The organism is Cognatiluteimonas lumbrici, from assembly GCF_006476065.1.
Classification (GTDB): Bacteria; Pseudomonadota; Gammaproteobacteria; order Xanthomonadales; family Xanthomonadaceae; genus Cognatiluteimonas; species Cognatiluteimonas lumbrici.
The window spans coordinates 1,000,770-1,014,950 of the sequence record NZ_ML636798.1; the positions used below are offsets into that span (position 1 = coordinate 1,000,770).

At 72.3% G+C, this 14,181-nt stretch carries 15 protein-coding genes; 3 read left to right on the plus strand and 12 right to left on the minus strand.

What is annotated here, in order from left to right; genetic code table 11:
• Positions 1 to 5 precede the first annotated feature (5 nt).
• The 5 genes from E4F25_RS04925 to E4F25_RS04945 all read right to left on the minus strand — a co-directional run bounded on the left by E4F25_RS04925 (position 6) and on the right by E4F25_RS04945 (position 5,435).
• A complete protein-coding gene (locus E4F25_RS04925; RefSeq protein ID WP_140909095.1) occupies positions 6 to 1,031 on the minus strand; it encodes an ABC transporter ATP-binding protein in 1,026 nt (341 codons plus the stop codon).
• Positions 1,028 to 2,752, minus strand: a complete 1,725-nt coding sequence (locus tag E4F25_RS04930; protein WP_220433182.1) for an ABC transporter permease — start codon at positions 2,750 to 2,752, stop codon at positions 1,028 to 1,030. The genes E4F25_RS04925 and E4F25_RS04930 overlap by 4 nt, the downstream gene beginning before the upstream one ends.
• A gap of 10 nt (positions 2,753 to 2,762) precedes the next feature.
• Positions 2,763 to 3,839: a Fe(3+) ABC transporter substrate-binding protein gene (locus tag E4F25_RS04935; RefSeq protein WP_140909096.1), complete on the minus strand. Its 1,077-nt coding sequence runs from the start codon at positions 3,837 to 3,839 to the stop codon at positions 2,763 to 2,765.
• An 85-nt stretch (positions 3,840 to 3,924) separates the two neighbouring features.
• Complete coding sequence (queA, locus tag E4F25_RS04940; protein WP_140909097.1) at positions 3,925 to 4,953, minus strand: tRNA preQ1(34) S-adenosylmethionine ribosyltransferase-isomerase QueA; 1,029 nt, start codon at positions 4,951 to 4,953, stop codon at positions 3,925 to 3,927.
• 50 nt (positions 4,954 to 5,003) lie between these two features.
• Positions 5,004 to 5,435: an Lrp/AsnC family transcriptional regulator gene (locus E4F25_RS04945; protein WP_140909098.1), complete on the minus strand. Its 432-nt coding sequence runs from the start codon at positions 5,433 to 5,435 to the stop codon at positions 5,004 to 5,006.
• A gap of 133 nt (positions 5,436 to 5,568) precedes the next feature.
• On the opposite strand from E4F25_RS04945, the gene E4F25_RS04950 reads away from it, so the two are divergent.
• Both E4F25_RS04950 and upp read left to right on the plus strand, forming a co-directional pair.
• On the plus strand, positions 5,569 to 7,062 hold the full coding sequence (locus tag E4F25_RS04950; protein WP_140909099.1) for an aminotransferase class III-fold pyridoxal phosphate-dependent enzyme: 1,494 nt from the start codon (positions 5,569 to 5,571) through the stop codon (positions 7,060 to 7,062).
• A 14-nt stretch (positions 7,063 to 7,076) separates the two neighbouring features.
• Entirely contained in the window at positions 7,077 to 7,721 is a 645-nt protein-coding gene (upp, locus tag E4F25_RS04955; RefSeq protein WP_140909100.1) for a uracil phosphoribosyltransferase, read from the plus strand.
• Between the two features lie 32 nt (positions 7,722 to 7,753).
• Here upp and E4F25_RS04960 read toward each other — a convergent pair whose 3' ends face one another.
• From E4F25_RS04960 to rsmD, 7 genes are read right to left on the minus strand one after another with little or no spacing between them, the layout of a single operon-like run.
• On the minus strand, positions 7,754 to 8,425 hold the full coding sequence (locus E4F25_RS04960) for a TMEM43 family protein (RefSeq protein ID WP_140909101.1): 672 nt from the start codon (positions 8,423 to 8,425) through the stop codon (positions 7,754 to 7,756).
• Positions 8,426 to 8,451: 26 nt separating this feature from the next.
• Positions 8,452 to 9,342, minus strand: coding sequence for an MBL fold metallo-hydrolase (locus E4F25_RS04965; protein ID WP_140909102.1), 891 nt, complete (start codon positions 9,340 to 9,342; stop codon positions 8,452 to 8,454).
• A gap of 23 nt (positions 9,343 to 9,365) precedes the next feature.
• Complete coding sequence (ggt, locus tag E4F25_RS04970) at positions 9,366 to 11,072, minus strand: gamma-glutamyltransferase (protein ID WP_140909103.1); 1,707 nt, start codon at positions 11,070 to 11,072, stop codon at positions 9,366 to 9,368.
• Positions 11,069 to 11,323 (minus strand): YfhL family 4Fe-4S dicluster ferredoxin, encoded by a 255-nt coding sequence (locus tag E4F25_RS04975; RefSeq protein ID WP_140909104.1) that lies wholly within the window; start codon positions 11,321 to 11,323, stop codon positions 11,069 to 11,071. Before E4F25_RS04975 ends, ggt begins: the two co-directional genes overlap by 4 nt.
• 54 nt (positions 11,324 to 11,377) lie before the next feature.
• On the minus strand, positions 11,378 to 11,884 hold the full coding sequence (locus tag E4F25_RS04980) for a hypothetical protein (RefSeq protein ID WP_140909105.1): 507 nt from the start codon (positions 11,882 to 11,884) through the stop codon (positions 11,378 to 11,380).
• 20 nt (positions 11,885 to 11,904) lie between these two features.
• Positions 11,905 to 12,408, minus strand: a complete 504-nt coding sequence (coaD, locus tag E4F25_RS04985) for a pantetheine-phosphate adenylyltransferase (RefSeq protein ID WP_140909106.1) — start codon at positions 12,406 to 12,408, stop codon at positions 11,905 to 11,907.
• Positions 12,405 to 12,971: a 16S rRNA (guanine(966)-N(2))-methyltransferase RsmD gene (gene rsmD / locus E4F25_RS11580; RefSeq protein ID WP_246069765.1), complete on the minus strand. Its 567-nt coding sequence runs from the start codon at positions 12,969 to 12,971 to the stop codon at positions 12,405 to 12,407. The genes coaD and rsmD overlap by 4 nt, the downstream gene beginning before the upstream one ends.
• Here rsmD and ftsY point away from each other — a divergent pair.
• Positions 12,907 to 14,181: a signal recognition particle-docking protein FtsY gene (ftsY, locus tag E4F25_RS04990; RefSeq protein ID WP_407062807.1), complete on the plus strand. Its 1,275-nt coding sequence runs from the start codon at positions 12,907 to 12,909 to the stop codon at positions 14,179 to 14,181. The two genes, rsmD and ftsY, sit on opposite strands and share 65 nt — an antisense overlap.

Genomic DNA, 14,181 nt, shown 5'->3' on the forward strand with positions numbered 1-14,181 from the left:
CCGCCTCAGTCGTCGAACGCGACCAGCCCGCGCGGGTCCAGCCGCAGGCGCAGTCGCGCGCCCGGGACGCCCTGCCCGGCCGTGGCGACCTCGTCGCCGAGTTCGATCTCGACCACCTGCCCGGCCGCCAGCCGCAGGCAGCCGATCCGTCCCGGGCCCCGGAACGCCACCGACAGCAGCTCGCCCTCGATGCCGCCGGCCGGATCCGGCACCAGCGCGTGCGGGCGCAGCAGCACCTCGCCGCGCCCGGCCAGCCCCAGCGCCGCCGCCGGCACCAGCACGCCACGGCCGATGAAGCCGCCCACGTAGCGGTGCGCCGGCCGCAGGTACAGGTTGTCCGGCGTGTCCCACTGCAGGATCCGGCCCGCGTCCATCACCCCGACGTGGTCGGCCATGGCGAAGGCCTCGCCTTGGTCGTGGGTCACCATCAGCACCGTGGCGCCGCTGCCCTTGAGCAGGCCGCGCAGTTCGCCGGCGAGTCGCTCGCGGGTGTCGGTGTCGAGGTTGGAGAACGGTTCGTCGAGCAGCAGCAGCGCCGGGTCCGGCGCCAGCGCGCGCGCCAGCGCCACGCGCTGCTGCTGGCCGCCTGACAGCTCGTGCGGGTAGGCGCGCGCGGAGCCTTCCAGCCCGACCAGCGCCAGCATCGCCGCCACGCGCCGCGCCCGCTCCGCGCGCGGCCGGCCGCGCAGGCCGAAGGCGACGTTGTCGGCGACGTCCAGGTGCGGGAACAGCGCGTAGTCCTGGAACATCATGCCGACGCTGCGCCGCTCCGGCGGCAGCGACAGGCCGGGCGAAGCGACCTGCCTTCCTTCTATCGCGATGCTGCCGGCGCGCACCGGTTCGAAGCCGGCGACCGCGCGCAACACCGTGGTCTTGCCGCAGCCCGAGGCCCCGAGCAGGCAGCCGATCGCGCCGCGCTCCAGCGACAGCGACAGGCCGTCCACCACGCGCCGCAGCCCGCCGCCCGGCACCGGGTAGCCGACCTCGATGGCGCGGATGTCGAGGGCGCGCATGTCGAGGAGTGCGCTCATGCCATCCGCTCGCGGCCGTAGCGCACGCCGGTGCGCGCCAGCAGCACCACCGGCAGCAGTCCGGCGAGCACGATCAGCAATGCCGCGACCGCGCCCTCCTCGTAGGTCCCGCGCGAGGCTTCCGCGTACAGCCAGGTAGCCAGCGTCTCGAAACCGAGCGGCCGCAGCAGCAGCGTCGCCGGCAGTTCCTTCATGGCGTCCACGAACACGAGCAGCGCCGACGCGGCCAGCGCCGGGCGCAGCAGCGGCAGGTGCACGCGACGCAGGATCGCGCCGGGCGCGTGCCCGAGGCTCGCGGCGGCCTGGTCGAGGCTGGGCGCGATGCGCGCGAAGCCGGATTCGATGCCGCCGGCGGCAATGGCCAGGAAGCGCGTCAGGTAGGCCAGCACCAGCGCCGCCGCCGAGCCCATCAGCAGCAGGCGCGGTTCCAGCCCGAACACGCCGCGTACGGCATTGGCGCCGGCATCGAACCAGGCCAGCGGCAGCAGCAGGCCGATCGCCAGCACGGTGCCGGGCACGGCATAGCCCAGGCTGGCCAGGCGCACCGCCAGGGTGGCGCCCGCGGGACGCCGGCGCCCCTGCGCCTGGCGCAGTGCCCACGCCAGCACCAGCCCGGCGCCCACCGTGGCGACGGTGGCGGCCAGCGCCACCATCACGGTGTTGCCGGCACTCGCCAGAAGCCGCTGCGACACCCCGGCGCCCGCCAGCCGCTCGACCGTCTCCCAGGCCAGGTACGCCGCCGGCACCACGAAGCCCACCAGCACCGGCAATGCGCCCAGCGCGAGCGCCGCCAGCGCCCCGGCGCCGTGCAGGCGGCGCGCGCGCATCGGCCGCGGGCGCGTACCTGCCGCATAGCGCTGGCGCCGCCGCGCGTGCCGCTCCAGCGCCAGCAGCGCGACCACGATCGCCAGCATGGACAGCGCGATCTGCGCGGCGCCGGGCAGGTCCGCGCGCGTCACCCAGGTGGTGTAGACCGCGACCGTCATGGTCTGCACGCCGAGGAACTCCGATGCGCCGATGTCGTTGAGCGCTTCCATCAGCGCGAGCGCCGCGCCGACCGCGATCGCCGGCCGCGCCAGTGGCAGCGCCACGCGCCCGAACACCGCCGACGGCGACGCGCCCAGCGTGCGCGCCGCCTCGAGCAGGCTCGCGGCCTGGGTCATGAACATCGCGCGCGTGGTCAGGTAGACGTAGGGATAGAGCACGAAGCCGAGCAGCACGATGCAGCCGGCGAGCCCGCGGATGTCCGGGAGCCGGAAGTCGCGCGGGCTGGCGTGGCCGAGCAGCTCGCGCAGCAGTCCCTGCACCGGGCCCAGCGGGTGCAGCAGGTCGAGGTAGGCGAAGGCGACGATGTAGGTCGGCACCGCCAGCGGCAGCAGCAGCGCCCAGGCCAGCACGCGCCGCCCGCGGAAGTCGTAGGCGGTGACCAGCCATGCGGCGCCGGTGCCGATCGCCACCACCAGCACGCCGACGCCGGCCAGCAGCAGCACCGTGTTGAGCGCGGCCGGCGGCAGCACGTAGCGCGCGATGTGCGGCCACAACCCGGCCTGCCCGCCCTGCAGCGCGGTCCACGCCAGCGCCAGCAGCGGCGCCAGCACCAGGCCTGCGATCGCCACCGCCGCCCACTGCCAGCCGCCCTCGGGGAGCAGCCGCGACAGCCGGATGCGCATGGCGTGCCGCACTGGCACCCGGATGCCGCCGGCAGGGGCGACCGCGCTCATCGCGACGGCCTCAGTTGTCGAAACCGACCTTGTCGACGAGCACGCTGGCCTCGCGCCGGTTGCGCACCACCTCGGTCAGCGGCAAGGCATCGACCTGCAGCGGGCCGAAGCTGGCGACCACCGGATCGAGCTCGACCCCGGCCTTCACCGGGTACTCGTAGTTCGCGCGCGCGTACAGGCTCTGCGCCTCGTCGGAGACCAGGTATTCCATCAGCGCCACCGCGTTGTCGCGGTTCGGTGCGTGGCGCGCGACCGCCGCGCCGCTGATGTTGACGTGGGTGCCGCCACCGTCGGTGGAGAACACAGGGCGGATCACCTTGATCGCCTCGCCCCACTGGTGCTGCTCGGAGCCGGGCTCGGCGTTCTTCATGCGCCCGACGTAGTAGGCGTTGGCGATGCCGATGTCGCAGATGCCGGCGAGGATGTCGCGGGCGACGTCGCGGTCGCCGCCCGCGGCCTTGCGCGCCAGGTTGGCCTTGACCCCGCGCAGCCACTGCTCGGTGTACTCCGCGCCGTGGTGCGCGATCATCGCCGCGAACAGGCTGGTGTTGTACGGATGCTGGCCGGAGCGGATGCAGACCTTGCCCTTCCAGCGCGGGTCGGCCAGGTCCTCGTAGGCGAAGGCGTCCAGCGCCAGGTCCTTGTGCGCGTACAGCACGCGGTCGCGCAGCGAGAGCGTGAACCACTGGCCGTCGTCGCCGCGCAGGTGCGCGGGGATCGCCGCTTCCAGCACTTCGGATTCCACCGGCTGCGCGTGCCCGGCCTCGACCACGTCCAGCAAATTGCCGGTGTCCACGGTCATCAGCACGTCGGCCTGCGAGTTCGCGCCTTCGGCGGCGAGCCGCTCCATCAACCCGTCCTTCAGGAACACGGTGTTGACGCGGATGCCGCTGCGCTCGGTGAACGCGTCCAGCAGCGGCTGGATCAGCCCCGGCTCGCGCGTGGTGTAGAGGTTGACCTCGCCTGCGGCGGCGGGCGCATTGGCATCCTCCGAACCGGTGTCGGCAGGGGCCTGGTCGCTGTTGCACGCGGCAAGCAGCAGCGCGGCGCAGGCGGAGAGGAACAGCGCGCGGGGGTCACGGGACATCGTGGGTGGCTCCTGGCACCTGGTCGAACGGGAATGATGCAAATGAGAATTGTATGCGTTTGGGCCGCGCCGTGCCAAGGCGCGCCTAGGTTCCAGGCGACAGCAGCATCGCGTCTCCGTAGGAGAAGAACCGGTAGCGCTCCCGCACCGCATGCTCGTAGGCGGCCAGGATCCGCTCCCTGCCCATGAACGCCGACACCAGCATCAGCAGGGTCGACTCGGGCAGGTGGAAGTTGGTCAGCAACGCGTCCACCGAGCGGATCCGATAGCCGGGGAAGATGAAGATCCGGGTCTCGCCCGCGAACGGGCGCAGCTCGCCGTCGACCAGGGCGCTTTCCAGCGCCCGCACCACGGTCGTGCCCACCGCCACCACCCGGCCGCCGGCCGCGCGCGTGCGCCGCACCTGCTCGACCAGTCCAGGGCCGACGTTGAGCCACTCGCTGTGCATGCGGTGCTCGGCGATGTCGTCCACGCGCACCGGCTGGAAGGTCCCCGCGCCCACGTGCAGGGTGACGTGGCCGGACTGCACCCCGCGCTCGCGCAGCGCCGCCAGCAGCGCGTCGTCGAAGTGCAGCCCGGCGGTCGGCGCTGCGACGGCGCCGACCTTGCGCGCGAACACGGTCTGGTAGCGCTCGTCGTCGTCCGCGCCCGGCTCGCGGTGGATGTACGGTGGTAACGGCAGCCGCCCGGCGTGCAGCAGCCACGACTCGAGCGAACCCTCGACATGGAAGCGCAGGTGGTGGAACCCGCCGTCGTGGCCGAGCACTTCGGCCTCGCCGCCGGCGTCCAGCTCGATGCGGCCGCCGGGCCGCAGGGGCTTGCTGGAACCGGCCTGGGCGCGCGCCTCGTTGCCGGGCAGCAGGCGCTCGATCAGGATCTCCACGCGCCCGCCGCTGCCCTGCTTGCGCCCGAACAGCCGCGCCGGGATCACCCGGGTGTCGTTGAACACCAGCAGGTCGCCGGCACGCAGCAGCTGCGGCAGGTCGCGCACGTGGCGGTCCTCGAACGGCCCGTCGCCGGGCACCACCAGCAGGCGGCTGGCCGAGCGTTCGGGCAACGGCGCCTGGGCGATGAGCCCGGGCGGTAGCTCGTAGCGGAAGTCGGACTTCTTCAAGGCGATGGGCAGGGGCGGCGCGCGGCCGTGGTGCGCAATTGTAGGTGCCGTCAGCGTTCGAACTTGGTGGACAGCACCAGCGACGAGGTCGTGCGCTCCACCCCCGGCACCGCGCCGATGCGGTCGGTGAGCTCGTCCATCTCCCCGATGGTCGGCACCACCACGCGCGCGACCAGGTCCCAGGGTCCGCTCACCGACTGCAGGCTGCGTACCTCGGCCATGTCGTGCAGCGCCTCCACCACCGCCGGCATCTGCTTGGGCAGCACCGTGACCATGACCAGCGCCTGCACCCGGTCGCGCTCGAAATCCTCGGCCATGCGCACGGTGTAGCCGGCGATCACGCCGCTGCGCTGCAGGCGCTCGATCCGGCTCTGCACCGTGGTCCGCGAGAGCCCGAGGCGGCGGGCGATCTGCGCGGTCGGGGCACGGGCGTCCTCGCGCAGCAGCGAGAGCAGGGCTTCGTCGGCAGGCGTCAGTCGCATTGGCCAGTCCGCTTCGTCGTTTCGCCGAAAAGTACATGAATTTTGCGCAATTCGCACCTGTCTTCCGACGAAAACTTGCCGATAATAGAGGTTTGGCGCGGCCGCTGGCCGCCGACACCGAATGGAGAACCGCATGACCGTGACCGCCCAGCTCGCCCCGCTTCGCGCCCACGCCGGCCAGCGCCGCACCGCCGGCCTGGACGACGCCACCCTGGAACGCTTCGCGGCCTCGCACCCCGAGCTGGGCGAGGCGATCGAGGCCGCCGTCGCCGAGTACCAGCGCATCGCCGGCGACCACGCGGACCTGCTGGACATGGACGAGGACGCGCAGATCCAGGCGGTACAGGCCGGGTTCGTCAACTTCTATCCGCAGGACGCAGTCAACCCGTACGTAGCGCTGGCTGCGCGCGGACCGTGGATCGTGACCCTCAAGGGCGCGGTGCTGTACGACACCGGCGGCTACGGCATGCTCGGCTTCGGCCACGCGCCGGCTGACATCATCGCGGCGATGTCGCGCCCGCAGGCGCTGGCCAACATCATGACCCCGAGCCTGTCGCAGCTGCGCTTCACCCGCGCGCTGCAGCGGGAGATCGGGCACAGCCGCAAGGACGGCAGCCCGTACGCGAAGTTCATGTGCCTCAACTCCGGCTCCGAGTCGGTGACCCTGGCCGCGCGCATCGCCGACACCAACGCCAAGGCGATGACCGAGCCGGGCGCGCGCCACGCCGGCCGCAGGATCAAGCGGCTGGTGGTCAAGGGCAGCTTCCACGGCCGCACCGACCGCCCCGCGCTGTACTCGGATTCCACCCGCAAGGCCTACGTCGCCAACCTCGCCAGCTACCGCGGCGAGGACAGCGTGATCGTGGTCGCGCCGTACGACATCGAGGCGCTGCGCAAGGCCTTCGCCGATGCCGACGCCAACGGCTGGTTCATCGAGGCGATGTTCCTGGAGCCGGTGATGGGCGAAGGCGACCCCGGCCGCAGCGTGCCGGTGGACTTCTACGCTGCCGCGCGCGAGCTGACCAGGGCGCACGGCTCGCTGCTGCTGGTGGATTCGATCCAGGCCGGCCTGCGCGCGACCGGCACGCTGTCCATCGTCGACTACCCCGGCTTCGAGGGCCAGGAGGCGCCGGACATGGAGACCTACTCCAAGGCGCTCAACGCCGGCCAGTTCCCGCTCTCGGTGCTCGCCTGCAACGAGCGCGCCGCCGGCATCTACGCGCGCGGCACCTACGGCAACACCATGACCGCCAACCCGCGCGCGCTCGACGTCGCCTGCGTGGTGCTGTCCAAGCTGACCCCGGAACTGCGTGCCAACATCCGCGAACGCGGCAAGCAGGCGATCGCGAAGCTCGAGGCGCTCAAGGCCGAGCTCGGCGGCCTGGTCACCAAGGTCCAGGGCACCGGCCTGCTGTTCTCCTGCGAGCTGTCGCCGGAGTTCAAGGGCTACGGCGCCGGCTCCACCGAGGAGTGGCTGCGCGAGCACGGCCTCGGCGTGATCCACGGCGGCGAGAACTCGCTGCGCTTCACCCCGCGCTTCGAGATGGGCGAGGACGAGCTCGACTTGGTGGTGTCGCTGGTGAAGCGCGCGCTGCTGGAGGGGCCGCGCCAGCAGAAGGCCGCTTAGGGCAGAATCGCGCCATGGCGGCGCGCAAGCTCAAGGTGGTCGAAGTGCGGCATCCGCTGGTCCAGCACAAGCTGGGCCTGCTGCGCCACCGTGGCCTGAGCACCAAGGAGTTCCGCGAGCTCGCCGGCGAGCTCGCGATGCTGCTCATCTACGAGGCCACCGCCGACCTCGAGACCGAGGAGGTGGTGGCCGACGGCTGGGCCGGCCCGGTGCCGGTCCGCCGCATCAAGGGCCGCAAGGTCACGCTGGTGCCGGTGCTGCGCGCCGGCCTCGGGATGTTGCCCGGCGTGCTCGAGATGATCCCGGCGGCCAAGGTCGGCGTGGTCGGCATGCGCCGCGACGAGGCCACGCTGCTGCCGGAAACCTATTACGAGAACCTGGTCGGCGGCATGGCCGACCGCACCGCCATCGTCCTCGACCCGATGCTCGCCACCGGCGGCACCCTGGTGGCGACGGTCTCGCTGCTGAAGGCGGCCGGCTGCACGCGCATCAAGGGCCTGTTCCTGGTGGCCGCGCCGGAAGGCCTGCGCGTGCTCGAGGCCGCGCATCCGGACGTCGAGGTCTACACCGCCGCGATCGACCAGCGGCTCAACGACAAGGGTTACATCCTGCCCGGCCTCGGCGACGCCGGCGACCGGATCTTCGGCACCCGCGTGTAGCAGCGGCGCTCGCGCCGCGACGCCCCGCCGGACTAGCGCCTGCGGCGCCTTCCCGACACCACCGCCAGCACGAGCAGGAACAGTCCGCCGGCGGCGATCGGCAGCCAGCCCGGCATGCCGCCGCCGCCCGCCGGTTCGCCGGCCGCGTCCGCCCCCGCGCCGGCGCGCAGTCGCCAGGCGCCGTCGCGCAGTTCGATGCGCCCGGCCAGCGGCGGCAGCACGCGCTCGCGCCAGTGGATGCGCAGGTCGCCCACGATGGGCGCCAGCGGGTTCTCGGCGCTGCCGAGTCCGTCGCCCTCGGGCTGGAAGGTCGCCGCCAGGTTGCCCGGCAGCGCCGAGAACGATGGCCGGAACTCGCGCCATTCGCCGAGCGTGGCGAGCACTTCCTCGTCCAGCGGCACGCCGTCCACGGTCACGCGTCCGGGCAGCCAGCGTTGGCTGCGCAACGGGAAAGCGGGGTTTTCGTGCCCGGGCGCGAACCCGGCCGAGTCCACCGGCTCGCTGCTCCAGTCGCGCGCATAGCCGTTGGAGGTCGGGCGCCACTGGTACATCTCGACCACGCGCTCGAGGCCGGGCTCGCGCGTGCGCACGCCGAAGTCCGGGTCGCGCAGGGGCTGGTCCGGCTCCGGCCGGGCGCCCGGGTCGGGGACTTCGTCGGCATGCAAGGGGAGCGCGGGCAGGCCGGCGCCGGCCAACACCAGCATGGCCAGCAGTAGCCGCGCCGCGGGCGTCACGCAGGCAGCGCCCGCGCCTGCAGCGAGGCGACCTCGTTGGCGGTGCCGTAGCGGCCGCGCTCGTCGCGGGTGACCCTGGCCAGCGCACAGCCCGGGTCGTGGGTGAAGTACAGGTGCACGTCGCGTTCCAGCTTGTCGGCGAGGAACTCGCGCTTCTCGTCGATCAGCAGCTCGGCGTTGCGGTCGTAGCCCATGGTGATCGGCACGTGCACCCATGGCCGGCCGGGAATCAGGTCGGCGCAGAACACCACGCCGCCGTGCGACTGGCCCCCGGCGCGCTCCGGGCCCACGATCTCGGCGAGCATCAGGCCCGGCGTGTGGCCGTCGCTGTAGTGGAAGCGCACCGCCTTGCCGAGGGCCTGGCAATGCGCGCCGTCCACGATCTCGAGCCGGCCGCTGCCTTCCAGCAGGTCGGGCAGCCCTGGGATGAAGCTGGCGCGATCGCGCGGGTGCGGGTCGCGCGCGCGCTCCCAGCAGGCGGCGCTGACCACGTAGGTCGCGTTCGGGAACAGCAGCCGCGGCGGTTCGCCCTCCTCCCACGGCGCCAGCAGTCCGCCGGCGTGGTCGAAGTGCAGGTGCGAGAGCACCACCACGTCGATGTCCTCGTGCCCGAAGCCCGCTTCGCCCAGCGATTCGAGCAGCACGTGCCGGTCTTCCTGGACGCCGTAGCGCTCGCGCAGCTTCGGCTCGAAGAACGCGCCGATGCCGGTCTCGAACAGCACCGTCTTTCCGGCCAGCGGCGTCGCCAGCAGCGCGCGGCAGGCGAGCTCGATGCGGTTGAGCTCGTCCGGCGGCGCCCAGCGTTCCCACAGCGCGCGCGGCGCGTTGCCGAACATCGCACCGCCGTCGAGCTTCTGCGAGTTGCCGAGGATGGACCAGAGCTTCATGGCCCGATTCTAGCGTTCCCCGGTCAGGGCAGCAGCGCGACCTCGCCGCTGCCGACCGAATTGCGCGGATCCGCGCCGGCCGACAGCTCGTTGCGCAGTCGGTCCCACGCCACCGTGTTGAGGATGCCCCAGGTGCCCTCGTCCGGGTTCACCTTGTGCCCCATCGCCTCCAGCGCGGCCACGGTTTCGGGCTCGAGCGCGCCGTCCTCGCCCGAAATCACGTCCGGCCACCACTGGTGGTGGAATCGCGGCTTGGCCGCGACTTCCTGCGCGGACAGGCCGTCGTCGTAGCCGAGGATGCCCAGCAGGACCTCGGTGATGATGCGGCTGCCGCCCGGCGCGCCGAGCGCGGTGACCTTGCCAGGGGAGAACATGAAGGTAGGGGTCATCGAACTGAGCATGCGCTTGCCCGGCTCGACCGCGTTGGCCTCGAAGCCCATCACGCCGAACGCGTTGGGCGTGCCCGGCTTGAGCGCGAAGTCGTCCATCTCGTCGTTGAGGATCACGCCGGTGCCCGGCGGCACCAGGCCGGAGCCGTACAGCAGGTTGATCGTCTGCGTGGCCGAGACCATGTTGCCGTCGGCGTCGATGATCGAGAAGTGCGTGGTCTCCTCGTCCTCGAGCGGTGCCGGCTGGCCGGGGAGCAACTCACTGGGCGTCGCCTTCTCCGGATGGATGGTGGCGCGCAGGCCGGCCGCGTACTCCGGGCTGAGCAGTCGCTGCATCGGGATGCGGGTGAAGTCGGGATCGCCGAGGTAGATGGTGCGGTCGCGGTACGCGCGGCGCATCGCCTCGACCAGGATGTGGATGCGCTGCGGGCGGTCGAGCTTCGACAGGTCCCAGCCGGACGCGATCTGCAGCATCTCCGCCAGCGCGACGCCGCCCGACGAGGTCGGCGGCGCGGTGACGATGTTCCAGCCGCGGTAATCGAAGCGGATCGGCTCGCGCTCCTTGACCGTGTAAGCGGCCAGCTCCTCGAGCGTCCACTTGCCGCCTTCGGCATTCACGCCCGCGACCAGCTTCCGTGCCACCTCGCCGCGGTAGAAGCCGTCGAAGCCCTGCTCCGCGATCAGCCGCAGCGTGCGCGCGAGGTCGGGCTGGCGCAGCGTCTCGCCGACCTTCGGCGGGTCGCCGTCGGCCAGGAACACCTCGCGCGTGCCGGGATAGCGCTCGAGCACCTCGCGCTTGCCGTTGTAGCCGCGCTCCAGGCGCGCGTACACCGGGAAGCCTTCCTCGGCGATGCGGATGGCGGGCTCGAGGCTGCGCGACAGCGGCAGCTTGCCGTACTCGTCGGCGAGCTTGACCAGCGCCGCCGGCAGCCCGGGCAGGCCGGCCGACCACGGGCCGTTCTGCGCCTTGTCGGGATCGAGGTTGCCCTCGGCGTCGAGGTAGACCTCGGGCGTCGCCGCCTCGGGCGCGATCTCGCGCGCGTCCAGGAACAGGTCCTTGCCGGTGCGCGCGTCGTGCAGCAGGAAGAAGCCGCCGCCGCCCAGCCCCGAGCTGATCGGCTCGACCACCGACAGCACCGCCGACACCGTGACCGCGGCGTCGAAGGCGTTGCCGCCATCCCGGATCGTGTCCAGCCCAGCCTGGGTAGCGAGTTCGTGCGCGCTGGCGATGGCGGCGCCCGGCGGGCGCGCGGCCGGCGCGTCCGCGGCGCCGGCCAGGCCGGGCACGACCAGCAGCAGCGGCAGCGAGAGGGAGAGGAACAGCGAGCGGATCGTCTTCATGCCGACTCCAGTTGCAGCCGGCGCAGCTTGGCCAGCAGTTGTGGTTCGGATTCCGGATGCTCCGGATCGGGATCGATGCATTCCACCGGGCAGACCATCGCGCACTGCGGCTCGTCGAAGTGGCCGACGCATTCGGTGCAGCGGGCGGGGTCGATCACGTAGATCTCCTCGCCCTGGCTGATCGCCTGGTTCGGGCACGCGGGCTCGCAGACGTCGCAGTTGATGCAGAGTTCGTTGATCCTGAGCGCCATGCCGTAAACGCGCCGCGCGCGCCGGGTGGCCGGCGCGCGCGGCGGTCCTGCCGGTTACTGCTTCGAAGTGTCGATGAACACGTAGTTGACGCCGGCCGGTTCGACCGCCGCCTTGACGCGCTCGTTGTCGGCGGGGTCGCCGATGAACAGCACGCGCACGCCCTTCATGGAGTCGGCGGGCACGCCATCGAACGAGGCCACTACCAGGTCGGCCATCTGCGAAGACGCCGGCGAGGCGTAGGCCAGCATGTTGCCGGTGATGATGCCGCGGCCGACGTCGGTCTGCGCCTTGATCAGCAGGCGGTTGTACTGCTCCTGGAAGTCGGCGGTGTCCTCCGCCGGCAGGAAGTACACGTAGGGCTGGTTGGTGATGCCGCCCATGTTGCGCGGCACGACGTCGTTCAGGTAGTCCACCCAGGCCTGGCGGTCGTCGGTGGTCGGGGCGCTCATCGGCGGCTTGGCCTCCACCTTCGGGGCCTCTTCCTTCTTGCATGCCGCCAGCGTCGAGGCCAGCAGCGCCACCACGGCAAGCACCATCAGTCGGGTCATCGTCTTCTTCATCGTTCTCTCCCCCACTCGCGTCAAGCTGTGTTGCGCTGCCATTCGGCCTGCAGCGCGGTGGCCACGGCCGGGGGGACGAACGCGGTCACGTCCCCCCCCAACCTGGAAATCTCCCGCACCAGCGAGGATGAAATGAATCCGTACTCCTCGGCCGGGGTCAGGAACAGGGTCTCGACATCCGGGATCAGGTGCCGGTTCATGCTCGCCAGCTGGAACTCGTACTCGAAGTCGGAGACCGCGCGCAGCCCGCGCAGCAGCACCCCGGCGCCGAGGTCTCGGACGAAGTGCGCGAGCAGGCCGTCGAAGCCGCGCACCTCCACGTTCGGATGCTCCGCCAGCGCCTCCCGCGCCAGCGCGACGCGCAGTTCCAGGTCCAGCGCCGGCCCCTTCGCGGGGCTCTCGGCCACGCCCACCACCAGCCGCTCGAACAGCGGCGCGGCGCGGTCCACGAGATCCACGTGCCCGTTCGTGATCGGATCGAACGTGCCGGGATAGACCGCGATGCGGGTGCGGGCCACGCTCATGCGATGGGCTTGTCGTCACTGCCAGGACTTGGCGCCAGTGTATCAGCGGGCGCCACGGCACGCCCGCGCCGGCGGTGCAGGCTGTAATGGACGTCACGGGTGCGGCCCTCGCGGTGCGGGGCCCATTCCGGGCCGGCCTCGGGCGGCGTCGCCGCGGGTCCTTCCAGGTACAGCCAGGCGTCGTCGGCCAGCCATGGCGGCAGCAGCTGCAACGCCTGCGTCCACGCCCCGGCGGCGAACGGCGGATCCAGGAACACGACGTCGAACCGCCCGTGCAGCGGCGCGCGCAGCAGTGCCAGCGCATCCGCCTGCAGGACCGTGGCCGATGCACCCGCGTCGAGCCGCTCCACCGCGCGCCGCAGTTGCTCCGCCAGGCCCGGGTCGCGCTCGACCAGCAAGGCCTCGCGCGCACCGCGCGACAGCGCCTCCAGGCCCAGCGCCCCGCTGCCCGCGAACAGGTCGAGCACGCGCGCGCCGGGCAACACCGGCTGCAGCCAGTTGAACAGGGTTTCGCGCACGCGGTCGGGCGTGGGCCGCAGGCCCTCGGCGTCGGCCACCGGCAAGCGCGTGCCGCGCCAGTGGCCGCCGACGATGCGGACCGCGCCGGGCGCGCCACGGGCGGGTGCGGGTGTGCTTCGCGCGGGTCTCTTTCGCTTCATCCTGGGAACGCGGGGGCCGGTGCTACCATGCGCGCCATTCTGCGCGATGGTCCCCACGATGGTGAGTTTCTTCCGCCGCAAGAAGCCGGAAGCGGCGGCGCCCGCCACGGATGCGCCTCCTTCCCCGGCCGCGACGACGCCCCCCGTTCCGCCCGCCACGCCCGATCCCGAAGCGGCCGCCCCGGCGGCCCCGGCGGGCGCCGCAGGCTGGCGCGCGCGCCTGCGCGGCAGTGCCTTCGCGCGCAGCATGGGCGGCCTGTTCTCGCGCAACCCGCAGCTCGACGAAGCGCTGCTGGACGAGATCGAGACCGCCCTGCTCACCGCCGACGTCGGCGTCACCGCCACCACGCAACTGGTGGACGACCTGCGCAAGCGCATGAAGGCGCGCGAGTTCGCCGATGCGGCGGCGCTGCTGGCGGCCCTGCGCGCGGAACTGCTGGCACTGCTACGGCCGGTATCGGTGCCGCTGGAGATCGACCCGGCGCGCAAGCCGTTCGTGATCCTCACCGTCGGCGTCAACGGCGTCGGCAAGACCACCACCATCGGCAAGCTGGCACGCCGCTTCAAGGATGAGGGGCGCAGCCTGATGCTGGCCGCCGGCGACACCTTCCGCGCCGCCGCGGTCGCCCAGCTGCAGGCCTGGGGCGAGCGCAACGGCGTGCCGGTGGTGGCCCAGGGCCAGGACGCCGATGCCGCCGCGGTCGCCTTCGACGCGTTGCAGGCGGCGAAGGCGCGCGGCATGGAAGTGCTGGTCGCCGACACCGCCGGCCGCCTGCACACCCAGCAGGGCCTGATGGCCGAGCTCGGCAAGATCCGCCGCGTGCTCGCCAAGGTGGATCCGGACGCACCGCACGAGGTGCTGATGGTGATCGACGGCACCACCGGGCAGAACGCGCTGTCGCAGCTGCGCCAGTTCCACGCCGCGGTCCACGTCACCGGGCTGGTGGTGACCAAGCTCGACGGCACCGCGCGGGGCGGCGTGGTGTTCGCGCTGGCGCGCGAGTTCGGGATCCCGATCCGCTACGCCGGCATCGGCGAGCGCCCCGAGGACCTGCGCGTGTTCGACCCGCAGGCGTTCGTGGACGCGCTGTTGCCCGCGTCGCTGGGCGACTGA

Excerpts from the sequence above, each read along its gene's own strand:
- E4F25_RS04945 (WP_140909098.1), bottom strand. The coding sequence starts at position 5,435 with ATGCGACTGACGCCTGCCGACGAAGCCCTGCTCTCGCTGCTGCGCGAG.
- E4F25_RS04965 (WP_140909102.1), bottom strand. The coding sequence starts at position 9,342 with ATGAAGCTCTGGTCCATCCTCGGCAACTCGCAGAAGCTCGACGGCGGT.
- E4F25_RS04925 (WP_140909095.1), bottom strand. The coding sequence starts at position 1,031 with ATGAGCGCACTCCTCGACATGCGCGCCCTCGACATCCGCGCCATCGAG.
- upp (WP_140909100.1), top strand. The coding sequence starts at position 7,077 with ATGGCGGCGCGCAAGCTCAAGGTGGTCGAAGTGCGGCATCCGCTGGTC.
- E4F25_RS04975 (WP_140909104.1), bottom strand. The coding sequence starts at position 11,323 with ATGGCGCTCAGGATCAACGAACTCTGCATCAACTGCGACGTCTGCGAG.
- coaD (WP_140909106.1), bottom strand. The coding sequence starts at position 12,408 with ATGAGCGTGGCCCGCACCCGCATCGCGGTCTATCCCGGCACGTTCGAT.
- E4F25_RS04930 (WP_220433182.1), bottom strand. The coding sequence starts at position 2,752 with ATGAGCGCGGTCGCCCCTGCCGGCGGCATCCGGGTGCCAGTGCGGCAC.
- ggt (WP_140909103.1), bottom strand. The coding sequence starts at position 11,072 with ATGAAGACGATCCGCTCGCTGTTCCTCTCCCTCTCGCTGCCGCTGCTG.
- E4F25_RS04950 (WP_140909099.1), top strand. The coding sequence starts at position 5,569 with ATGACCGTGACCGCCCAGCTCGCCCCGCTTCGCGCCCACGCCGGCCAG.
- E4F25_RS04960 (WP_140909101.1), bottom strand. The coding sequence starts at position 8,425 with ATGCTGGTGTTGGCCGGCGCCGGCCTGCCCGCGCTCCCCTTGCATGCC.
- E4F25_RS04980 (WP_140909105.1), bottom strand. The coding sequence starts at position 11,884 with ATGAAGAAGACGATGACCCGACTGATGGTGCTTGCCGTGGTGGCGCTG.
- E4F25_RS04935 (WP_140909096.1), bottom strand. The coding sequence starts at position 3,839 with ATGTCCCGTGACCCCCGCGCGCTGTTCCTCTCCGCCTGCGCCGCGCTG.